Source organism: Micrococcus sp. iso_26 (genome assembly GCF_056172975.1).
In genome coordinates this window covers 906,729-928,433 of the sequence record NZ_CM149652.1, presented here as the reverse complement: position 1 = coordinate 928,433, position 21,705 = coordinate 906,729, and the positions used below count along the sequence as shown (strand labels likewise).

Genomic DNA, 21,705 nt, shown 5'->3' with positions numbered 1-21,705 from the left:
CCACTCTGCCATCCGCGCCCCGGGCGACGGGGCCCGGGAGCACGCGGCCGGAGGTCATCCCCGCCGCCATCGGTCCTCGACCCGTTCGGCCAGGCCCGCCCGCTGCAGCCGGGACAGACAGGCCAGGACGGTGGGCAGCGCGAGCCCGGCGCTGACGGTGATCCGGTCGGCGGGCACGGCCTGGCGCAGGGGCAGCGCCTCGTGGACGAGGGCCTCCTCCATCGTGAGCCCGTCGGTGGGCCGCGCGGCGGACTCGGGAGCTGCCCGGGTGGAGGCCCGCCCGCCCGCGCCGCCGCTCCGGGCGGGCGCCTGACCGAGCAGGGCGAGGGCCTCCTGCTCGGTGGTCACGAGACGGGCGGGGCTCTCCTGCAGCAGACGGTGGCAGCCGGCGGAGCTGGGCGAGGTCACGGGGCCGGGGACGACGCCCACCTCGCGGCCGAGGCCGAACGCGTGGCCCGCCGTGTTCTGCGCTCCCGACCGCCAGCGCGCCTCGACCACCAGCACGGCCCCCGCGAGCGCGGCGATGACTCGGTTGCGCTGCAGAAACCGGTAGCGCGTGGGGCTCGCCCCGGGCGGCATCTCGGACACGAGCAGCCCGGCGGCCATCACCGCGCGGAGCAGGTCCTCGTGGCCGGCCGGGTAGAACCGGTCGAGGCCGCCGGCCAGCACCGCCACCGTGGGCGGGACGCCGTCGCGATCCGCCGCGTCTTCCGGTGCGGCGAGCGCCTGCAGCGCGGCCCGGTGGGCGGCGCCGTCGATGCCGTACGCGCCGCCGGAGATCACGCACGCGCCCTGCTGGACGGCGTGGGCGGCACAGCGGGCGGTCACCGTCCGCCCGTACGCGGTCGCCTCCCGGCTGCCGACGACGGCGAGCATCCGGTCCGCGGGAGGCAGCGTTCCGGAGCCGCGGAACCACAGGCCCAGGGGCGCCTCCTCGCCCAGGTCCGCCAGGGCGGCGGGCCAGGCGTCGTCCTCGGGGATCAGCAGGCCTCCCCCGAGCCGGTGCAGAGTCACGAGGTCACGCTCCGGCTCCAGCCGGGCGGCCCGGGGCGCCCAGCGGGCCAGCCCCGCGGCCCAGCGCCGGGGCAGCGTGTCGGGCGCGCCGGCGCGATCGGCGAGCAGATCGCGCTCGGCGGGCTGGATCGTCTCCCGGCCCGTGAGCAGGGCGAGCGCCCGCTCCGGCCCCAGCGCCGTGACGGTCTGCACCGCGAGCGCGTCCCCGGGCTCGAGCAGCCGGGTCAGGGCGGCGCGGGCGAGCCGGGCGGCGTCCGGCCGGCGCGGCCCGGCGACGTGGTCTGCCGCCGGGGTGACGTAGGTGGTCATGCGTCCTCCTCGTTCTGGTGGCGCAGCGTGAGTGCCACGTCGGTGTCCTCGGGTGCGGGCCGTTCGGCGCCGCGCAGGTCTGCCAGGGTCCAGGCGAGGCGCAGGACGCGGGCGTGGCCGCGCGCGCTCAGCAGGCCCTGGTCGACGGCGTCGTCCGCGGGCCGGCGGGCCGCCCGGGGCACGGCGTACGGGCCGTGCCGCAGCACCCCGGCGGGGACGTGCGCGTTGCGGCGCAGCCCGGACGGGGCGAGCCCGCGCTCGGCGGCGGTGGCCCAGCGCCGGGCCTGGCGGTCGGCGGCCGCGGCGACCCGGGCGGCCACCTGCGACGTGGTCTCGGACGCGGGCGCCCCCGTGAGCTGCCGCGCTTCGACGGGCCGCACGGTGACCTGCAGGTCGACGCGGTCCAGCAGCGGCCCGGAGAGCCGCTGGGCGTAGCGGCGGCGTTCGGGCACGCTGCACCGGCACTCGACGCCCGTGCCACCGCCCTTGCCGCACGGGCAGGGGTTGGCGGCCAGCACCAGCTGGAACCGGGCCGGGTAGACGACGGCGCCGAGGGCCCGGTGCAGCAGCACCTCCCCGGACTCGAGGGGCTGGCGCAGCGCCTCGAGGGTGCGCCGTTCGAACTCGGGGGCCTCGTCCAGGAACAGCACGCCGCCGTGGGCGAGGGAGGCCGCTCCCGGCCGGGCGAGGCCGCTGCCGCCGCCCACGAGGGCCGAGCGGGACGCCGAGTGGTGGGGTGCCTCGAACGGCGGGGTCCGGTCGATGTCACCGTCGAACCCCTGGGCCGTCCCGCCCCTGCGCCGGACACGGGCGTCGCCGCCGCGGAGGGAGCGCAGGGCGGCGCACTCGAGCGCGGTGCGCCGGTCCAGGGGAGGCAGGATTCCGGGCAGGCGCTCGGCGAGCATGGTCTTGCCCGCCCCCGGGGCGCCCATGAGCAGCAGGTGGTGGGCGCCGGCGGCTGCGACCTCGAGCGCGAACCGGGCCTCGGCCTGTCCGGCGACCTCGGCGAGGTCGGGCACCGCACGGGCCGGCTCCGGTTCCGGGGCTGTCACCTGCCGTCGGGCCGGGCGGTGGGGCGGCTCTCCGTCCGGTTCCCCGCCGAAGGCGCGGATGACGTCGTGCAGATGGGCGAAGCCGCGGACCTCGGCGCCGGGGACCAGTCGGGCCTCGGCCTCCGCATCCTCGGCGACGACCACCTCGGAGCACCCCGCGTCGACGGCGGCCATCACCATCGCCACGGTCTCCGGCGAGCGGTGCAGGGCGCCGTCGAGGCCGAGCTCGGCCAGGAACACGGGCCCCTCGACGTTCCGCACCCGCCCGTCCGCGGCGTAGGCCGCCAGGACGATCGCCAGGTCGTGGCACGCACCCCGCTTGTGCACCCCCGCCGGCAGCAGGTTCACGGTCAGGTGCCGCCGGGTCAGGGGCAGTCCGGCGTTGCGCGCGGCGGAGCGGATGCGGTCCCGGCTCTCCTGCAGCGCCTGGTCCGGCAGGCCGAGGAGGGTGAACCCGGGCAGGGACTGGGCGATGTCCGCCTCGACGTGCACGACCTCCCCGCGCAGACCCGCCAGCGTGATGGAGCGGGTGCGTCCGATGCCGCTCACGGCCGCACGTCCTGCAGCAGATCGAAGCGGATCCCGCCCGTGCGCGGCACCAGCACGGCGACGGCGTCGACGCGCCAGGGCGTCCCCCGGCGGTCCGCGGCGTGGGCCCGCACCCACGCCGCGGTGAGGCGGTGCAGCCGGGTGAGCTTGCGCCGGTCGATCGACTCGAACGGGTCGCCGAAGGCCAGGCCCGAGCGGGTCTTCACCTCGACGCCCACCCACCAGCCCGCGTGGTGGGCCACGATGTCCAGCTCTCCGGCCTCGCCCCGCCAGTTGCGGTCGGCGATCACGTAACCGCGCTCGGCGAGCCAGCGCGCGGCGGCGTCCTCGCCGAACCGGCCCAGTGCCGTGTGCGCGCGGCTGGCGCGCCTGTCTCCGGGCGGCTGTGCCCCGATCCGTTCCGCGGTCCCCGTCATCCCGACCACCTCCTGGGCACCAGGGTGGTCCCGGGCGGGGTCGCCGGGTGGGTGGCGGCGGGGATTGTGCGGGGCCGGACGCCTGTGCAGGAGTGGACGTCGGCGTCCCGCCCTCGGGGCCGATCAGGGGTGGGTCAGCTCGGCAGCTGGCCGTCCGGCGGGACCGTCAGGTCCTCGGTGGGCAGCTCCTCGATGTTCACGTCCTTGAAGGTCAGCACCTTCACGCGCTTGATGAACCGCTGCGTGCGGTACACGTCCCACACCCACGCGTCCTCGAGCAGGATCTCGAAGAACACGTCCCCGTCCGCCTGGCGGGGCGTCAGCCGCACGTCGTTGGCGAGGTAGAAGCGCCGCTCGGTCTCCACGACGTAGCGGAACAGGCCCACCACGTCCCGGTACTCGCGGTAGAGCAGCAGCTCGGCCTCGGCCTCGAAGTCCTCGACGTCGTCTGCGCTCATGACATGCCTCCTCAGTGTTCGCCGCGCACCCGCGACAGTCCGGGCACGCACGGCCTCCATCCTCCCCCGTCCGGGGGTCGCACGTCGAACGGGCGGCCTCGCCCGGCCCCGGGGGCTCAGTCGAACAGCGTGGGCGGCGCCTGCGCGGGCGCGCCCGGCAGCCCGAGGTTCCAGCTGCGCCGGTGCTGCTCGCTCGCCCCGCGCTCGGCCAGGGCGGCCCGGTGCGCGGCCGAGCCGTACCCCTTGTTCCCGGCCCATCCGTACCCCGGGTGCGCCGCGTCGAGGGCGATCATGACGTCGTCGCGGGCCACCTTCGCGGCGATCGACGCGGCCGCCACCGTCGCGCACCGGTCCTCGGCCCGCACCAGCATCGTGGGCTCGGGCGGCAGCGGGCGCGGCGCGGGCGCGGGGCCGGCGTCGGGATCGGAGCGGCTCAGCCAGTCGTCCCGGCCGTCGAGCACGAGGGCGACCGGCTCCTGCCCCACCGCGGCGCACAGCGCCGCCCACGCCCGTCGCCCGGCGAGGCCGAGGGCCGCCGAGATCCCCAGCGCGTCGATCTCCGCGGGGCCGGCCTCGCCCAGCGCCACCCCGGCCGCCCAGTCCTCGATCTGCGGGACCAGGGCGCGCCGGCGTCGGTCCGTGAGCGCCTTGGAGTCGCGCACCGGAGGGATCTGCCCGGCGGCGGGCAGCCACGCGGCGCACACCCCGACGACGACGGGCCCGGCCAGCGCGCCCCGGCCCACCTCGTCCATGCCCGCCACCAGCACCCGGTCCGCTCCCCGCGCGGCGAGGGCCGGCGCGGCCAGCCCCGCCTCGACGTCCAGGCCGGCGCGCACCGTCGGCCGGCCACCGCCCCGGCGGGCGGTCACGTGCGAGCCTCCGGCGCGGGCGCGTCCGGCACGGTGGCGAACGCGTCGGGGTCGGTGCCGGCGCCGCCGATCCGGTCCAGCGGCCAGACCACGAACCGGGCGCGGCCCACCACGTCGTCGAGGGCCACGAACCCGCCCCCGGGCCCGGCGCGGTGCGCGCGGGAGTCCGCCGACGCCGAGCGATGGTCACCGAGCACCCACAGTCGCCCCGCAGGCACGGTCACCTCGAACGCCTCCTGCGCGGGCGTCTCCCCCGGCGCGAGGTACGGCTCCTCCACGGGCACCCCGTTCACGCGCAGCGTCTCCTCGCCGGGTGTCCAGGAGACGATGTCCCCCGGCAGCCCGACGGCCCGCTTGATCACGTGGCCGCCCCCGGGCAGCCAGCCCTTCGTGTCTTCGAACACCACCACGTCACCGCGGCGCACCGGGAACGGATCCGGGGTGAGCAGCGTGGCGACCACGCGGTCGCCGGCCCGCAGCCCGGGCTCCATGGACGAGGACGGGATGGCGTACATGCGCGCCAGGAAGGCCCACGCCAGCACGCAGGCGAGTACGGTCACGGCGGCCGCGATCAGCGCGGTGCGGCGCCCCGTCACGGCGTGTCCCCGGAGGGGGCGTCCACGGTCCCGCGGCGGGACAGGGGCCACACGATCTCCGCGGCCCGGCCCTCGACCCGCTCGAGCGGGATCAGCCCGCCGCCGGGGGCGCCCAGCAGTGCGCGGGAGTCCCGGGAGGCGGCGCGGTGGTCGCCCAGGACGACCATGCGCCCGTCGGGCACCTCGAAGGACCAGGTCCCCGCCGCGGCCGGCTCGTCTGCGGTCACGGGCCTGCCGAGATACGGCTCGTCCAGCGGCTCGCCGTTGCGCAGCAGCCGGCCGTCCGGGGCGCAGCACTCGAGGCGGTCCCCCGGCAGGGCCAGCACGCGCTTGACGAAGACGTCCTCGGCCGCGCCGACGCCCCACCACCGGGCGACGTCCTCGAGGCCGCGCTCGAGCGATCCGGCCGAACGGTACGGCGCCAGGCTGCCGGCGCCGTCGAACACCACCACGTCGCCGTGGTGCAGGCCCTGCCCGCCGGCCGCGGCGGCGTCCACCCGCACGCGGTCGCCGGGCTGCAGGGTCGGCTCCATCGACCCGGAGGGGATGAGGTAGACGGGGCCGGTGAGGGCTCGCAGCACCGCGGCCACCACGACGGCGGCCACCACGGTCAGGCCGAGCCACGCCCACCAGCGGCTCGTGCCGGAGGCGGGGGCCGCCGTCGGGCCCGAGGAGGAGCCGGCCCCGGACGCGACGGAGCCCCGTGACCGGCGGGGGTCACGGGGCTCCGAGGTGCGCATGGGTCGATCACCGGTCGGCGGGGCCGACCGGGATGATCACTTGGCGTCGGCGCGCTTCTCGCGGATGCGGGCGGCCTTGCCGTGGCGGTCGCGCATGTAGTACAGCTTCGCGCGGCGCACGTCGCCCTTGGTGACGACCTCGATCTTGTCGATGACCGGGGAGTGCACCGGGAACACGCGCTCCACGCCGATGCCGAAGGACACCTTGCGGACGCGGAAGGTCTCGCGCACGCCGTAGCCCTGACGGCCCATGACGTAGCCCTGGAACACCTGGACGCGGGCGGTCTTGCCCTCGATGATGTTCACGTGCACCTTGACGGTGTCGCCGGGGGCGAACTCCGGGATGTCGTCGCGCAGCGTCTTCTTGTCGAACGAGTCGAGAATGTGCATGTCGTCTCTCCTGGCGGATGCCACAGGTCAACCGCGTGGTATGCGGGCGCACGGCCCGTCCACGTCCGCATGACGAGGGGGCCGGGTCCCGAGCCGAGGGCCGGGCTCCGCACGTGGGGTGCGGTCCCGGGGTCCGATCCGTTGACGCGCGCCCCCTGTGGCAGGTCGGGCGTCCGGCGGACACGAGGATCCATTATGCCACAGCCGACGACGTCGCGACGCCCCTCCAGCCCGTCGGGCGCGACGGGTCAGGCCTCAGAGCCGTACGCCGCCCACAGGTCCGGTCGCCGCTCGCGCGTGCGCTCCTCCTGCTGGGCCCGACGCCAGGCCGCGACCTTGCCGTGGTCGCCCGAGAGCAGCACGGGCGGCACCGCACGGCCCCGCCAGTCCGCGGGCTTGGTGTAGACCGGGTACTCCAGCAGGCCGTCCTCGTGGGACTCCTCGACGAGCGAGGCCGGGTTGCCCACGACGCCCGGCACGAGGCGGCCGACGGCCTCGATCATCGCCAGCGCCGCGACCTCGCCGCCGTTGAGCACGTAGTCGCCCAGCGAGACCAGCCGCACCTCGAAGAGCTCCTCTGCCCAGCCGAAGACGCGCTCGTCGATCCCCTCGTAGCGGCCGCACGCGATCGCCACGTGCTCCCGGCCCGCCAGTTCCCGGGCGAACCGCTGGGTGAAGCGCTCCCCCGAGGGCGTCGGCACGAGCAGCACGGGGCGGTCCCCCGGCTCCGCCGACGACGACTCGGCGGGGGCCGGTGACACGGGCCCCTGGGCCGCCACGTGCTCGAGCGCGAGCGCCCACGGCTCCGGTTTCATCACCATGCCGGCGCCGCCGCCGTAGGGCGTGTCGTCCACGGTGCGGTGCCGGTCGAAGGTGAAGTCGCGCAGGTCGTGGACGTGCACGTCCACGAGGCCCTCGCGGCGGGCACGGCCCAGCAGCGAGACGTCGAGCACCGCGAGGTACTCGGGGAAGATCGTGACGACGTCGAAGCGCACCGCTCAGTCCTCCGCATCCACATCGGCGGGCCCGTCTACGGCGCCCTCGTCCTCGCCGGTGGCGAGCTCGAGCAGCCCCGGCGGCGGGGTCAGCACGAGCACGCCGGCCTCGGAGTCGATCTCCGGGACGATCTCCTCGACGAAGGGCACCAGGGCCTCCTCCTCGACGCCGTCCAACGCGACGTGCAGCAGATCCTGGACCGCCCCGGTGGTCAGGGCCGTGACGACGCCGACGCGCTCGCCCTCGACCCGCACCTCGAGGTCCACGAGGTCCTCCTCGTACCACTCGTCGGACTCCTCGGGCACGGCCGGAACGGCGAACAGCTGGGCGCCGCGCAGGGTCTCGGCGACGTTGCGGTCCGGCGACTCCGCGAAGCCGACCACGAGGATCTGCTTGTTCCACCGGGCGCGGGTGACGGTGAGCTCCGCCGGCAGGCCCGGGGCGCCGTCGCGCACCACGAGTCGCTCGCCGGGGGCGAAGCGGGCGTCCGGGTCGTCGGTGAAGACCTGCACGGTCACCTCGCCGCGGATGCCGTGCGGCTTGCCGATGCGGGCGACGCGGACGAGGTCGTCCTGGGCTGCGGGACTCATGGGCTCTCCTGGGTGGGACGGTCGGTGGCGGGAGGGGGCGGGGCCGCAGACGACGACGGCCCGCCGGCCCGGTGAGGGGCGGGCGGGCCGTGCGTCACGGGCCGTCAGGAGCGGCGGTCGGTCTCCACCACGTCCACGCGGACGGGGTGGCCGGCCAGGCCGTCCAGCACGGTGCGCAGCGCGGTGGCGGTGCGACCCTGGCGGCCGATCACGCGACCCAGGTCCTCGGGGGCCACGCGGACCTCCAGCATGTCGCCGCGCCGCTGGGAGCGGGCGTCCACGCGGACCGCCTCGGGCGTGTCCACGATGCCGCGCACCAGGTGCTCGAGGGCCTCGGTCAGCATGGTCACTCGGACTTCTCGGCGTCCTCGGCCGGAGCCTCAGCGGCCTCCTCGGCCGGAGCCTCGGCGGCCTGCTCGGACTCGGCCGGGGCCTCCTCCTGCTTCGGCTCCTCCGGCAGGATGACCGAGCCCTTCTCGGGGGCCACGAAGGCCTCCTTCTCGGACTTGGACTTCAGGGTGCCCTCGGCGCCCGACTCGCCCTTGAACTTCTGCCAGTCACCGGTGACCTTCAGCAGCGCGGCGACCTGCTCGGTCGGCTGGGCGCCGACGGAGAGCCAGTACTGGGCGCGCTCCGAGTCGATCTCGATGAACGAGGGCTCCTCGGTGGGGTGGTACTTGCCGATCTCCTCGATGGCACGGCCATCGCGGCGGGTGCGCGAGTCCATGACGACGACGCGGTAGAACGGGGCGCGGATCTTGCCGAACCGCTTCAGACGAATCTTGACAGCCACGAGTGTGGTTCTCCTTCAGTGGATCTGGGGGGCCGGGGCACGACGCCGCGTGGGGGCAGCGGGCGTCGACGACCTGGCACACGGAACGGAGCGCAGCGGAGGATAGAGGGTCGTCCGGGCTCACGCTCAGTACCGTGCCATTCTGCCAGATCGGGCGGGCCGGTGCACACCCGCCGCGCCGCGACCGAGCAGCGGGCGGCTCAGCGGTCCTTGAGGTACTTCTCGAAGCCCGCCGGCAGGTTGAGGGTGGACGGGTCGAAGCCCTCCATGCCCGCGCCGTCGCGGCCGAACACCGCCCCGGCCTGCGCCTGGGCGGCGCGGGCGCGCCGCTCCTCGATCGCCTTGCGCTCGGCCGCGGCCTTGGCCGGGTTGCCGGACTTCACGCGATCGCGCTTCGCGTTCTTGCCCTTGCCCTTCGTCTTGCGGGAGGCGCCGCCCGGCATCCCGGGCATGCCCGGGATGCCACCGCCGGCGGCCATGCGCTTCATCATCTTCTGCGCCTCGGCGAAGCGCTCGAGCAGGCCGTTGACCTCGGACACGCTCACGCCCGAGCCGCGGGCGATGCGGGCACGGCGCGAGCCGTTGATGATCTTGGGGGCCACGCGCTCGTGCGGGGTCATCGAGTGGATGATCGCCTCGACGCGGCCGATCGACGACTCGTCGAACTGCTCGAGCTGCTGCCGCATGCCCTGGGCGCCCGGCATCATCATGAGCATCTTCTTCAGCGAGCCCATCTTCTTGAGCTGCTGCATCTGGGTGAGGAAGTCGTCGAGGGTGAAGTCCTCCTGGTCCGCGAACTTGCGGGCCATCTTCTCGGCCTCGCTGCGGTCCCAGTTCTGCTCGGCCTGCTCGATCAGGGAGAGCACGTCGCCCATGTCGAGGATGCGCGAGGCCATGCGGTCCGGGTGGAAGACCTCGAAGTCCTTCAGGCCCTCGCCCGTGGAGGCGAACATGATCGGCTTGCCGGTCACGTGGCGGACGGACAGCGCGGCGCCGCCGCGCGCGTCGCCGTCGAGCTTGGTGAGCACGACGCCGGTGAAGCCGACGCCCTCGTTGAACGCCTGGGCCGTGGCCACGGCGTCCTGGCCGATCATCGCGTCGATGACGAAGAGCACCTCGTCCGGGTCCACGGCGGCGCGGATGTCCGCGGCCTGCTGCATGAGCTCGGCGTCCACACCGAGGCGGCCCGCGGTGTCGATGATGACCACGTCGTGGTACTTCGTGTTGGCCTCGGCGACGCCGTCGCGGGCCACCTGCACCGGGTCGCCGGTGGCGGCCTCGAACTCGGAGGAGACGCCGGGGTGCGGCGCGTAGACCGGGACGCCGGCGCGCTCGCCGCCGACCTGCAGCTGCTTCACGGCGTTCGGGCGCTGGAGGTCGCAGGCCACGAGCAGCGGGGTGTGGCCCTGGGACTTGAGCAGGTGGGCGAGCTTGCCGGCGAGGGTCGTCTTGCCGGCGCCCTGCAGGCCCACGAGCATGATGACGGTGGTGCCCGTCTTGGCGTGCTGGATGCGCCGGGTCTCGCCGCCGAGGATGCCCACGAGCTCCTCGTTGACGATCTTCACGACCTGCTGGCCCGGGTTCAGGGCCTGGGCGACCTCGGCGCTGAGGGCGCGCTCCTTGATCTGCGCGATGAACTGGCGGACCACGGGCACGGCGACGTCGGCGTCCAGGAGGGCGCGGCGGATCTCGCGTGCGGTGGCGTCGATGTCCGCCTCGCTCAGCCGCCCCTTGCCCTTGAGGCTGCGGAAGGTGGCTGTGAGGCGGTCGGACAGGGAGTTGAACACGGCGGGTGTGATCCTTCGAAGCGGGGTCGACTGATCCGGACGCGGTCGGTCGCGGGCGCCGCGGCATCCACTGCGGCGCCCGCCAAGCCTAGCAACCGACCGGCCTCACCCGTCCGCGGCGGCTCACCGCGCCTCCGCGGGGACGGGCACCCCGCCGAAGCCGACGTCGTAGGCCGACTCGTCGTGCAGGGTCAGATCGACGCCCCGCTCCTCGTCCTCCTTGCTCACCCGCAGGCCCATGGTCCCGCGCAGGACCAGGGCGATGACCGTGGTCACCACGGCGGTGAAGACCACGGCGACGAGCACGGCCACCGTCTGGGCCACCAGGAGACCGGCGTCTCCGCCGTAGAACAGGCCCGCCCGGCCCTCGTCCGGCAGGGCGAAGAAGCCGATCAGCACGGTGCCCAGGATGCCGGCGGTGAGGTGCACGCCGACGACGTCGAGCGAATCGTCGAAGCCGAGGCGGTACTTGAGGTTGACCGCGAGCGCGCTGGCCGCACCGGAGACCAGGCCGATCACCACGGCCCCCAGGGGGCTTACATAGGCGCACGCGGGCGTGATGGCGACCAGGCCCGAGACGATCCCGGAGGCGGTGCCGATCGAGGTCGGCCGACCGCGGCGCAGCCACTCCACGAACACCCAGCCGAGCATGCCGGCGGCGCCGGCGGCGAGGGTGTCCACCCAGATCAGTCCGAGCTCGTCGACACCGCCCGCAGCGCCCCCGTTGAACCCGAACCAGCCGAACCACAGCAGGGCCGCGCCGAGCATGGTGAACGGGACGTTGTGCGGCCGGTGGCCGGGGTCCACGCCGAAGCCGTGGCGCTTGCCCAGCATCAGCGCGAGCACGAGGGCGGCCACGCCGGCGCTGATGTGCACCACGAGCCCGCCGGCGAAGTCGAGGGCCTCCCCCAGGCGGGCGCCGATGGCGCCGTCCTCGGAGAGGAGCCCGCCGCCCCACACCATGTAGGCCAGCGGGGCGTAGACGACGGTGGTCCAGACGGGCACGAAGACGCACCACGTGACGAACTTGAAGCGGTCGGCCACCGCGCCGGAGATGAGGGCGACCGCGATGATCGCGAAGGTGGCGCCGTAGGCCGCCGCGACGAGCCCGCCCTCGGCCATCGTGCCGGTCAGCCCGAGGTCACCGGCGGGGCTCCCCACCACCCCGGCCCACCCGTCGCCGCCGGTCATCCCGTGGACCCACAGGACCCAGACGACGCCGACCAGGCCCATCGAGACGAAGGACATCATGATCATGTTGAGCGAGGACTTCGCGCGGGTCATGCCGCCGTAGAAGATGGCCAGTCCGGGTGTCATGAGCAGGACCATCGCCGCGCTCGTCACCATCCACACTGTCCCTGCGTCCAGGACGTTCGACTCCTCCATGGGGGTCTCCTTCGGTCCGGGCCGCGAGCCGGGGGCGAACGCCCGTCCCGCGGCGTCGCTGCCCGGCCCCGATCGGGGCCGATGCAAGGAAGATACCGGAGGCGTGGGCCGCGCCACACGTCGATGACGTCTCCGTGACTGAACAGGGCCCCTCCCGACGTCGTCGGGAGGGGCCCTGGACCGGGGTGCGGGACGTCAGTCGGCCAGCAGCGCGTCCACGAAGCCCTCGGCGGTGAACGGTGCGAGGTCGTCGGGGCCCTCGCCGAGGCCGATCAGCTTGACGGGCACGCCGAGCTGGCGCTGGATGGCGATCACGATGCCGCCCTTGGCGGTGCCGTCCAGCTTGGTCAGCACGATGCCGGTGACGTCCACGACCTCGGCGAACACCTTCGCCTGGGTCAGGCCGTTCTGGCCCGTGGTGGCGTCGAGGACGAGCAGGACCTCGTCCACCTCGGCCTGCTTCTCGATGACGCGCTTGATCTTGCCGAGCTCGTCCATGAGGTTGGCCTTGTTCTGCAGACGGCCCGCGGTGTCCACGAGCACGACGTCGACGCCCTCGGCGATGCCGTGCTCCACGGCCTCGAAGGCGACGGACGCCGGGTCGGCGCCCTCCTTCTCGGAGCGGACGGTCTCGACGCCCACGCGGGCACCCCACGTGGCGAGCTGCTCGGCGGCGGCGGCGCGGAAGGTGTCCGCGGCGCCGAGCATGACGGTGCGGTCCTCCGCCACGAGCACACGGGCGAGCTTGCCCACGGTGGTGGTCTTGCCGACGCCGTTGACGCCCACGACCATGGTCACGGCGGGGCGGTCGCCCCTGCGGGTCGCGGCGAGACGGCGATCCATCGAGGGGTCCACCATCGCCACGAGCTCCTCGCGCAGCAGGGTGCGCACCTGCTCGGGGTCACGCGTGCCCTCGACCGTGACGCGGGCCTTGAGGCGGTCGACGAGCTCCAGGGTGGGCTCGGTGCCGAGGTCCGCCATCAACAGCGTCTCCTCGATCTCGTCCCACACGTCGTCGTCGATGCGGTCCTGGGACAGCAGCGCCAGCAGGCCCTTGCCGAAGACGTTGTTGGACTTGAGCAGGCGGGCCCGCAGGCGGGCCAGGCGCGAGCCGGCGGCCTCGGGCCGCTCGTACTCGGGCTTCGCCGGGGCGGTCTCCGCCTCCTCGACGACGGCGGGCTCCGGCTCGGCGACGACGGGCGGCGCCTCGTCGACCTCGGGGCGTTCCAGGACGGCGGTGGAGCCCGACGGGGCCGCGTGCCGCGGGCTCGGGCGCGGGTCGTCCGCGTCCCGCACTTCCTGGTACGACCCCTTCGGCGGGGCGGGGCGCCGGTCCAGCAGGCCGACGAGCACGCCGCCCAGCAGCAGGGCGGCCACGACTGAGACTATGAGCACGATTTCCACGGGCCCAGTCTGTCACACGGGCCGTCGCCCGCCCCGGGTCGCACCGCTCACGTCAGGCGGGAGAGGGTGCCGTCCTGCTGCACCAAGACTCGGGCGTGCCCATCCTCGCTCCGGACCGTGAGGATGACGGAGCCGTCGGGGGCGCTCTCACTGTCCACCCGCACGGCGTCGCCCGCGGCGGCGGGGACAAGCACACTCACGATCGCGGACTCGGCTCCGGTCGAACGGAACGCGACCTGCGTCGCCTCCTCCCGTTCCTGCTCTGCGGGGTAGTGCCATCCGTGGTGGGCGTGGCCGCCCTCGACGTCGGTCTCGCCCCGGCGGAGGTGCACGCCGCCACGCGACACCGGCTCACCGTCCATGCGCACCTGCACCAGGGTCGTCGATTCGCCGGAGTCTGCGTCCACCGCCCGGACGGTGTCCTCGGAGACCCTCTCCGCCGAGAACTCCGCCGGAAGATTCCACAGCGTCTCGACCACATGGTCCGTCCGGCCGTCGAGGATGCGAGTGCGATCCACGATGACGGCGGCGTCCGGGTCGGTGAGCACGAGAACAGAACGGGCCCGCTCCCCGCCGACGTCCAGATTCTGGCGCGCCGTCGCACCGTCGGCAGAGCCATCCGACGACACCCACACATCACCCCGCTCGGCAGGACCCGCGCCCGGGTACTCGTCGAGCGTCGGAATGTGGATCACGTTGTGCGCAGTCGGTCCCAGACCCCACGGTCGCCAGCTGTCCTCGACGATGCCGGGATGTCCCCCGTCTTCGACGATCTGGCGACCGCGCGCCGTGTACAGGAACTGCATCAGATCACCGCGGTGGGACTTCGTCTCCCGCCCCGTGCCCGTGCGCAGCATCCACGCGGCGGCGTCCGCGAAGCCGTCGTCGGGAGTTCCCCAGGATGACCGGCCGAATACGGGGCCGGAGTCGAAAGCCCGGACACGGTCGGCAGACGCGACGCCCTCCGCCCCGTCGGTGGCCGCGTAGCGCAGCTCATCGCTCATGCCGTCGAATGGCTTGACAGGGAACTCTGCACTGTCCCCGTATTGCCAGTATGAGCCCGTCGAATCAACCATATGAGGAAGGGCTTGACCCATTTTTTCCACCCCATCCTCGAAGGCGCCGGATTCGACCCCGCATCGGGCTGCCGTCTCATCGATGGCTTGGAAGAGCACATAGTTGAATTGCGCGTAATGCGGTGCCGCTTCATTGCTGAGGCCCTGGTCGTCCACCTGGAAGGGGATATCTCCTTCGGCGCGCTCCATGGCGTGCTCCATCCAGTCCGGTCGGCCCAGAACGCACCCGGCGCCCAGAAGAGCCAGATTCTCCATCGACCCGTGATTGTGCCGCTTCGAGTAGCGCGCCATGTTCTGCGCTGCGTGCTGGCCGATCAGATCATCCAGCCAGGCATACTCCTCCGGCAGACTGCCGTCCTTGGCAAGTTCAACAGAACGTGCTGCGCGGTCGGCGACCACTTCACGGAAGCAGAGGAGGACCCCCATGCGATGATGGTTGGCCTCCGCATCATCATGGTCGCCGCCCCATCCGCCCTCGTGGTCAGCCCGCCAATCGCGTATGACCCGCTCAGCGACACCGAGGGCCTCCTCGTCGCCTTCCCGGCCGGCTTCGATGCTGGGCCCGATCCACTTGAGGGAAGACAGCCACAGACGCCAGCCTTCGTCCTGGTAAGGATCTACATCCCAGTCGATGTCACCCGATCCGTCACCCACCGCGACGGGATCGAACTGGCGCCACCCGTAAACGTCCCGCGCGTTGGTCTCCACGGTGTTGAATCTCTGGAGCTGCCCATAGCCTCGACACGGAGAGAGGCTTGCGCGTTCGACGGCGGTCATGGGGTGGCCAGCTGTCTGGGGAGGATCCCCGGACTCGTCGCCGGGCGCCGCGGCAGGTTGAGGTGCACAGCCCGCCAACCCGACAGCAGCGGCCAACAGGCCGGCGCAGACGCGGAACATCCGGCGACGACGGCCGGAGGAAGACCGGTGATCCATCTCACCAGTGTCCCACGAGGCGTGGCGGACGTCGCCCCGGGCCGCCCACCCGGCGCCGTGCGAAGATGGCGGTCATGCCGTCGTCGTCCGCCCGCTCCTTGCGGGTCCCCCTGCCCCGTGAGATCAAGGTCCTCGTCGCCGCCGCGTTCGTCATCGCGATCGGCTTCGGCATCATCGCCCCGCTGCTGCCGCAGTACGCGGCGACGTTCGACGCGTCCGCCGTCGGGGTGGCCGCCGTCGTGTCCGTGTTCGGGCTGACCCGCCTCCTGTTCGCCCCGGTCTCCGGCAGGCTGACGAACCGGCTCGGCGAGACGCCCGTGTACATGACGGGCGTGCTGATCGTGGCCGCGTCCATGTTCCTGGTCGCCTTCGCGCAGACCTTCCCGCAGCTGCTCCTCTTCCGGGCGCTCGGCGGCGTCGGCTCCACCCTCTTCACCGTGTCCGCGATGGCGTTCCTGGCCCGCAAGTCCCCGCCCACGATGCGCGGCCGGATCTCGGGCGCCTACGCGTCCGCGTTCCTGATCGGCAACATCGTGGGTCCGATCGTGGGCTCCGCCCTGTCCGTGTTCGGGTACCGGGCCCCGTTCCTCATCTACGGCAGCTCCCTGGTGGTGGCGGCGGCCCTCGTGTTCTTCCTGCTCAAGGACACCCGGCTCGCGGACCGCGCCGTCCGGGACGCGCGCCCGGCCATGCCGGTCCGGGAGGCCCTGGCCAACCCGTCCTACCGGGCGGCGCTGGTCTCCTTCTTCGCCAACGGCTGGGCGACGTTCGGGGTGCGGAACTCGGTGATGCCCCTGTTCGCGGCGAGCGCGTTCGCCGGCACGGCGCTGCTGGGCTGGGAGGTGGACGGCGCGCTCATGGCGGGCCTGGCCCTGTCCGTGTTCGCGCTCGGCAACGTCACGGCCGTGACGTTCAGCTCGCGGCTGTCCGACCGGCATGGACGCCGGCCGCTGATCCTGACGGGCCTGCTCGTCATGGCCGTCACCACCGGGGTGATCGGCTGGATGAGCTCGCCCGCGCTCTTCCTGCTCGCGTGCCTGCTGGCCGGCGCGGGCACGGGCACCCTGAACGCCCCGCAGCAGGCGGCCATCGCCGACGTCGTGGGCCAGGGACGGCGCTCCGGCGCTGTGATGTCCACCGCCCAGATGTCCGCCGACCTGGGCGCCATCTCCGGTCCGCTGCTGGCCGGGCTCGTGGTGGACACCGCCGGCTACGGATGGGCGTTCGCGCTCACCGGCGGTGTCATCCTGCTCGGCGCGCTCGCGTGGTGGCGTGCCCCGGAGACCAATCTGCCGATCGTGCCCGGTGGGCCCCGCACCGGGTCCCTGCCGCTGGTCCGCCCGGAGGACGCCCGGGTGACCCCGCGCGAGGACGGGTGAAGTCGGGGGCACGCACGAGGCCGCCGTCCCCGCGGGGACGGCGGCCTCGTGGCGTCGACGGGGTGGGTGTCCCCGTCCGGGGGTGTGGTGCGGCTCAGGCGCCGTCGAAGGCCGGCAGCCGCTCGCCCACGCCGAGCAGCTCGGCGATCGCCGAGACCGTGCGCTCGGCCGCGCGGCCGTCGCCGTAGGGGTTCACCGCCTGGGACATCGCGCTGTACGCGGCCTCGTCCGTCAGCAGGCGGGTGACCTCGGTGACCACGACCTCCTCGTCCGTGCCGATCAGACGCACGGTGCCGGCGGTCACGGCCTCGGGACGCTCGGTGTTCTCGCGCATCACGAGGACGGGCTTGCCCAGCGACGGGGCCTCCTCCTGGACGCCGCCGGAGTCCGTCAGCACGACGGTGGCCACGGACAGCAGGTGGGTGAACTCGCCGTAGGCCAGGGGCTCGGTCACGAGCACGTTCTCGCGGCCCTCGATCTCCGGCAGGATCGCCTCGCGCACCACCGGGTTGCGGTGCGCCGGCAGGACGAAGGTGACGTCGGGGTGGTCCGCGGCCAGGCGGGCCAGGGCGCGCCCGACGCCGCGCATCGCGTCGCCCTGGTTCTCGCGCCGGTGGGTCGTCACCAGGACGACGCGACGGCCGGACGACTCCAGCTCGGCCAGACGCTCGTCCTCGAACGGCACCTGGTGGCCGACGGCCTCCAGCAGCGCGTCGATCACGGTGTTGCCCGTGACGTAGACGTCCTCCGCGGCCACGGCCTCACGCAGCAGGTTGTCCCGGCTCACGGTGGTCGGAGGCAGGTGCAGCGCCGAGATCTGGCTGGTGATCTTGCGGTTGGCCTCCTCCGGGAACGGGGAGAGGATGTCGAAGCTGCGCAGGCCCGCCTCGGCGTGGACCACGGGGATGCCGCGGTTGAAGGCGGCGACGGCGCCCGCCGTCGAGGTCGTGGTGTCGCCCTGGACGACGACGGCGTCCGGCCGCTCCTGCTCGAGGACGGCGTCGAGCCCGTCGAGGGTGCGGGCGAACACGCCGTTGAGGGTCTGGCGCGGCTGGATGATGTTCAGGTCGTGGTCCGGGACGATGCCGAACAGCTCGTTGACCTGGTCCAGCATCTCGCGGTGCTGCCCCGTGACGGTCACCACGCACTCGAACCGCTCGTCGGCCTGCAGCGCCTTGACGATGGGGGCCACCTTGATCGCCTCCGGGCGGGTTCCGTAGATGGGCATGACCTTGGGCACAGTTGCTCCTCTTGAGTGGACGACGGACCGCGGCCCGATCAGGCTCGACGCGGGCGCGAGCTGTCGCCAGTCTACTGACGGCGCCGCGGCACCGCCGGTTGCTAGAGTGGCGACTCGCGGCGGGCCGCCCCGGCCCGCCTTCCCGCCTGCATGAAGAGAGGCCGCGACGGCATGGCAGACACCGGCGATCCCCGCGTCCCGAGCGGCACCGCGGTCCTCACCGTGGACGGAGCCACCCTGCGCCGAGTGGGCGCCCGCCCGGGCCTGGCGCGCTACCTGGCCTCCCTCTGGGAGTACCGCTCGTTCATCCTGTTCGACTCCCGCTCCCGGATCGCCGGGGCGAACTCCGTCAACGCGCTCGGCCGCGTCTGGATGGTCCTCAACCCGATCCTCGACGGCGCGGCGTACTTCCTCGTGTTCGGGCTGCTGCTGGGCACCGGCCGTGGCGTGCCGAACTTCCTCGGCTACCTGATCATCGGCGTGTTCCTGTTCCGCTACACCTCGAGCGCGATCACGGCGGGGTCGCGTTCGATCTCGACCAACCTCTCCATCGTCCGCGCCTTCCGCTTCCCGCGGGCCACCCTGCCGATCGCGACGAACATCCGCGAGCTGATGCTCTTCGGCCCGACACTGGTGGTGATGCTGGTGCTGGTCCTGGCCATCCCGCCGATGGAGCAGATCACGTGGCGCTGGCTGCTGCTGATCCCGCTGTTGGCGCTGCAGACGCTGTTCAACGTCGGCGCCTCCCTCCTGCTGGCCCGCTACGTGGCCCGCTGGTCCGACCTGTCCAACCTCATCGCGTTCGGCACCCGGATCTGGCTCTACGTGTCCGCCGTGTTCTTCAGCGCCGACCGCTTCGCGGACTTCCCGCCGATGATGACCGCCATGCATCTGAACCCGCTGTTCTGCGTCCTGGACATCGCGCGACAGTCCCTGCTGTACGCCTCCGACGCGGACCCGATGCGGTGGATCGTCCTCGCGGCGTGGACGGCGGCCCTGCTCGTGGTGGGGACCGTGGTGTTCTGGCGCGCCGAGGAGACCTACGGGGAGGAACGATGAGCGCGGAGCCGCTGACCCCCTCCGTCGTCGTCGACGAGGCGTCCATGACCTACCGCGTCCTCTCGGCCGAAGCGGTCCAGCCCCACCGGGGCCTGCGGGGTCGGGTCCGCGCCGCCCGCGGCGTGCGCACCACGGAGGTCCAGGCGCTGCAGCCGCTGTCGTTCGTGGTGGGGCGCGGCGAGTCCGTGGGCGTGATCGGCACGAACGGGTCCGGCAAGTCCACCCTGATGAAGCTCATCACCGGCCAGATGCGCCCGACCACCGGCCACATCTACGCGACCTCCACGCCCGTGATGCTGGGCGTCAACGCCGCGCTCGTGCGCCAGGTCTCCGGTGAGGACAACATCCGTCTGGGCTGCCTGGCGATGGGGATGTCCCGCGCGGAGGCGGAGGCCAAGCGGGACGCCGTCGTCGCCCTGTCCGGCCTCGACGACCACGCGCTCCAGCTGCCGCTCAAGGCGTACTCCTCGGGCATGGCCGCGCGCCTGCAGTTCGCGATCGCCACCTCGGTGGACCCGGACATCCTCGTGATCGATGAGGCGCTCAACACGGGCGACGCCCAGTTCCGCGAGCGCACGCGCCAGCGGCTCGACGAGCTGCGCGAGCAGGCCGGCTGCGTGTTCCTGGTCAGCCACTCCCTCAGCACCATCCAGGAGATGTGCCAGCGCGTGATCTGGATCGAGCGGGGCGTCCTGACGATGGACGGCAGCCCTCGCGCCGTGACGCGCGGCTACAACCTCTACGCCCGGGCCATGGCCCAGGGGCGGACCGAGGAGGCCCAGGAAATCCTCGAGCGCAAGCAGTCAGAGCTCGTGCGGGAGCGCATCGCGTGGACCGGCGGCGAGCGGCCCACCGGGATCACCGCGCTGTGAACATGGCCGGACCGCGGCTGCGTCGCTGGGCGGGCCGGGCCCGCATCGTGGGCGAGCGCGCGGCCGCCACGGCCGGCGACGCCGGCGCCTCGGCCCTCCGCGCGGCACGCGGCGCCCGGAGCCTGGCCACCCTCCCGGAGCGCACCTGGCGTGCGGCGGACGTGCACGTGCCGGACGCGTCGGCCGCGCTCCCGCTCCCGGCGGCGGCGGCGCTGCGCCGCGCCCTGACGGGTGCGCGCGTCCCCTCCCTCGACGCGTTCTCCCCCCTCGGGCCCCGGCCGGCCGACGCGCCGGCCGTCCTGCTCCTGCCGGTGGACGGGCCGGCCGGGCGCGGCTGGTCCGTCGAGGCGGCCGCCGAGCTGGCCGGCCGGCGCTGCGCGGAGCTGGAGATGCCCGCCGGCGCGCCCGGCCTGCACACGGTGCTGATGTCTGACCCGGCCTCCCGCCGGGCCCTGACCGCCGCCCTGCGCACCGCCGGCGGCCGCCTCCCCGGGGTGCTCGTCGTCGCGTGCCCGGACCCGGCGACGGCGACCGGCCGGGCGCGGGTCCTGGCCGCACTGGGGCTCGTCGACGCGGTCCTCGCCCCGGAGGGAACCCGGCTGGACCCCCCGCTCGCCCGCGCGGCCGCACGCGCGGGCCGCGCCGTGATCGGACCGGACCGGGCAGCTGAGACGTGGGAGCGCCTGGCCGCCGCCGGCCGGGCGGCGCGCCTGGACTCGCTCACGCCCGCCGAGGCCGCCGGCCCACCCGCCGCGCCGGCACCCCGGGTGCGGGTGACCGCGGAGCCGCGCCGCGTCGTCGTCGCGGGCCACGACCTGAAGTTCGCGGGCGCGCTGATGGACCGGCTGCGGGCGGACGGGCACGAGGTGCGCGTGGACGCCTGGCGGGGCCATGCCCGCCACGACGTCGAGCGCAGCCGCGCCCTGGCCGCGTGGGCGGACGTGGTGCACTGCGAATGGAGCCTCGGCAATCTCGCCTGGTATTCCCGGCACCTGGACTCTCCGCACCGCACCACGCGGTTGACCAGCAGGCTCCACCTGCAGGAGGCGGGCACCGCGTTCCCGTCCCGGGTGCGTCAGGACGCCCTGGACGAGTGGGTGTTCGTGGCCGAGCACGTGCGCGCCCAGGTGCTGCGGGACATCCGCTTCCCGGCCGCGCGGACCTCGGTGGTGCCGAACGCGGTGGCCGTGCCGCCCACGCTCCCGGACGGCGACGACGAGCGGCGCTTCGTGCTCGGGCTGGTGGGCGTGCTGCCCGAGCGGAAGGGACTGCACCGCGCCCTCGACCTGCTGGCCACGCTCCGGCGGGTCGAGCCCCGCCACACGCTCCGGATCCGCGGCCACCACCCGGAGGAGGTCGGCTGGATGGCGCAGCGCCCCACCGCGGCGGCCTACTACCGGGCGCAGCTGCGCCGCATCGATACCGACCCGATGCTCGCCGGAACCGTGGCCTGGGACCCCCACGGGCCGGACATGCCCGCGTGGTATGCCCGGGTGGGCGTCGCGCTCTCCGTCTCGGACTTCGAGTCGTTCCACTTCACGCTGCCCGACGGCGCCGCGCACGGCTGTCTGCCAGCCGCACTCGCGTGGGCGGGCGCCGACCTGCTCTACCCCGCCGCGTGGCTGAGCCCGGACGTGGCCACCATGGCCGAGGCCCTTCGCCAGGCGACGGCCGACGCGCGGGCCTGGCGGTCCGCCGTGGCCCAGGCCCGGCGAGACGTGGCGCACACCTATGCTGAGGATAACGTCGTGCCTCGGCTGGTCCGTCGGATCCTGGGGAGCGCCGCCACCTGACCCT

Annotated in this window: 21 protein-coding genes; 4 read left to right on the top strand and 17 right to left on the bottom strand. The window is 73.9% G+C overall.

Going from position 1 to position 21,705, the window contains the following annotated elements:
- Positions 1-54: 54 nt before the first annotated feature.
- The 16 genes from AC0VX0_RS04280 to AC0VX0_RS04205 form a co-directional block, all read right to left on the bottom strand.
- A complete protein-coding gene (locus AC0VX0_RS04280; RefSeq protein WP_475451938.1) occupies positions 55-1,323 on the bottom strand; it encodes a DNA-processing protein DprA in 1,269 nt (422 codons plus the stop codon).
- Positions 1,320-2,924 (bottom strand): YifB family Mg chelatase-like AAA ATPase, encoded by a 1,605-nt coding sequence (locus AC0VX0_RS04275; RefSeq protein ID WP_101965521.1) that lies wholly within the window; start codon positions 2,922-2,924, stop codon positions 1,320-1,322. Before AC0VX0_RS04275 ends, AC0VX0_RS04280 begins: the two co-directional genes overlap by 4 nt.
- The gene (locus tag AC0VX0_RS04270; protein WP_002853815.1) at positions 2,921-3,340 is read right to left on the bottom strand and encodes a YraN family protein; all 420 of its coding nucleotides are present in this window, start codon (positions 3,338-3,340) and stop codon (positions 2,921-2,923) included. Before AC0VX0_RS04270 ends, AC0VX0_RS04275 begins: the two co-directional genes overlap by 4 nt.
- Before the next feature lie 134 nt (positions 3,341-3,474).
- Positions 3,475-3,798 (bottom strand): DUF2469 domain-containing protein, encoded by a 324-nt coding sequence (locus AC0VX0_RS04265; RefSeq protein WP_002853817.1) that lies wholly within the window; start codon positions 3,796-3,798, stop codon positions 3,475-3,477.
- 116 nt (positions 3,799-3,914) lie between these two features.
- A complete protein-coding gene (locus AC0VX0_RS04260) occupies positions 3,915-4,667 on the bottom strand; it encodes a ribonuclease HII (protein ID WP_036312829.1) in 753 nt (250 codons plus the stop codon).
- Positions 4,664-5,263, bottom strand: a complete 600-nt coding sequence (gene lepB / locus AC0VX0_RS04255; RefSeq protein ID WP_036312832.1) for a signal peptidase I — start codon at positions 5,261-5,263, stop codon at positions 4,664-4,666. The genes AC0VX0_RS04260 and lepB (AC0VX0_RS04255) overlap by 4 nt, the downstream gene beginning before the upstream one ends.
- Positions 5,260-6,003, bottom strand: coding sequence for a signal peptidase I (gene lepB, locus AC0VX0_RS04250; protein WP_069941905.1), 744 nt, complete (start codon positions 6,001-6,003; stop codon positions 5,260-5,262). The genes lepB (AC0VX0_RS04255) and lepB (AC0VX0_RS04250) overlap by 4 nt, the downstream gene beginning before the upstream one ends.
- 36 nt (positions 6,004-6,039) lie before the next feature.
- Positions 6,040-6,393, bottom strand: coding sequence for a 50S ribosomal protein L19 (gene rplS / locus AC0VX0_RS04245; RefSeq protein WP_002853821.1), 354 nt, complete (start codon positions 6,391-6,393; stop codon positions 6,040-6,042).
- A gap of 248 nt (positions 6,394-6,641) precedes the next feature.
- A complete protein-coding gene (trmD, locus tag AC0VX0_RS04240) occupies positions 6,642-7,388 on the bottom strand; it encodes a tRNA (guanosine(37)-N1)-methyltransferase TrmD (RefSeq protein WP_069941904.1) in 747 nt (248 codons plus the stop codon).
- A gap of 3 nt (positions 7,389-7,391) precedes the next feature.
- On the bottom strand, positions 7,392-7,979 hold the full coding sequence (rimM, locus tag AC0VX0_RS04235; protein WP_069941903.1) for a ribosome maturation factor RimM: 588 nt from the start codon (positions 7,977-7,979) through the stop codon (positions 7,392-7,394).
- Positions 7,980-8,083: 104 nt separating this feature from the next.
- A complete protein-coding gene (locus AC0VX0_RS04230) occupies positions 8,084-8,323 on the bottom strand; it encodes an RNA-binding protein (protein ID WP_029248213.1) in 240 nt (79 codons plus the stop codon).
- Between the two features lie 2 nt (positions 8,324-8,325).
- Positions 8,326-8,772, bottom strand: a complete 447-nt coding sequence (gene rpsP / locus AC0VX0_RS04225) for a 30S ribosomal protein S16 (protein ID WP_020628324.1) — start codon at positions 8,770-8,772, stop codon at positions 8,326-8,328.
- Between the two features lie 200 nt (positions 8,773-8,972).
- The gene (gene ffh, locus AC0VX0_RS04220; RefSeq protein WP_069941902.1) at positions 8,973-10,559 is read right to left on the bottom strand and encodes a signal recognition particle protein; all 1,587 of its coding nucleotides are present in this window, start codon (positions 10,557-10,559) and stop codon (positions 8,973-8,975) included.
- Between the two features lie 123 nt (positions 10,560-10,682).
- Positions 10,683-11,945 carry an ammonium transporter gene (locus tag AC0VX0_RS04215; RefSeq protein ID WP_069941901.1) on the bottom strand — a complete coding sequence of 421 codons (1,263 nt, stop codon included), beginning with the start codon at positions 11,943-11,945 and terminating at the stop codon, positions 10,683-10,685.
- 195 nt (positions 11,946-12,140) lie between these two features.
- A complete protein-coding gene (gene ftsY / locus AC0VX0_RS04210; protein ID WP_176726096.1) occupies positions 12,141-13,349 on the bottom strand; it encodes a signal recognition particle-docking protein FtsY in 1,209 nt (402 codons plus the stop codon).
- A 47-nt stretch (positions 13,350-13,396) separates the two neighbouring features.
- Positions 13,397-15,133, bottom strand: a complete 1,737-nt coding sequence (locus tag AC0VX0_RS04205) for an alginate lyase family protein (RefSeq protein WP_475451934.1) — start codon at positions 15,131-15,133, stop codon at positions 13,397-13,399.
- Between the two features lie 299 nt (positions 15,134-15,432).
- On the opposite strand from AC0VX0_RS04205, the gene AC0VX0_RS04200 reads away from it, so the two are divergent.
- Entirely contained in the window at positions 15,433-16,737 is a 1,305-nt protein-coding gene (locus AC0VX0_RS04200) for an MFS transporter (protein ID WP_221848202.1), read from the top strand.
- Positions 16,738-16,831: 94 nt separating this feature from the next.
- Here AC0VX0_RS04200 and wecB read toward each other — a convergent pair whose 3' ends face one another.
- Entirely contained in the window at positions 16,832-17,977 is a 1,146-nt protein-coding gene (gene wecB, locus AC0VX0_RS04195; RefSeq protein ID WP_207476381.1) for a non-hydrolyzing UDP-N-acetylglucosamine 2-epimerase, read from the bottom strand.
- A 171-nt stretch (positions 17,978-18,148) separates the two neighbouring features.
- On the opposite strand from wecB, the gene AC0VX0_RS04190 reads away from it, so the two are divergent.
- The 3 genes from AC0VX0_RS04190 to AC0VX0_RS04180 are packed head-to-tail and all read left to right on the top strand — an operon-like array spanning position 18,149 to position 21,701.
- Positions 18,149-19,036, top strand: coding sequence for an ABC transporter permease (locus AC0VX0_RS04190; RefSeq protein ID WP_073115597.1), 888 nt, complete (start codon positions 18,149-18,151; stop codon positions 19,034-19,036).
- Positions 19,033-19,908: an ABC transporter ATP-binding protein gene (locus AC0VX0_RS04185; protein WP_144861648.1), complete on the top strand. Its 876-nt coding sequence runs from the start codon at positions 19,033-19,035 to the stop codon at positions 19,906-19,908. Before AC0VX0_RS04190 ends, AC0VX0_RS04185 begins: the two co-directional genes overlap by 4 nt.
- Positions 19,909-19,910: 2 nt before the next feature.
- Positions 19,911-21,701: a glycosyltransferase family protein gene (locus AC0VX0_RS04180; protein WP_242679276.1), complete on the top strand. Its 1,791-nt coding sequence runs from the start codon at positions 19,911-19,913 to the stop codon at positions 21,699-21,701.
- Positions 21,702-21,705 lie beyond the last annotated feature (4 nt).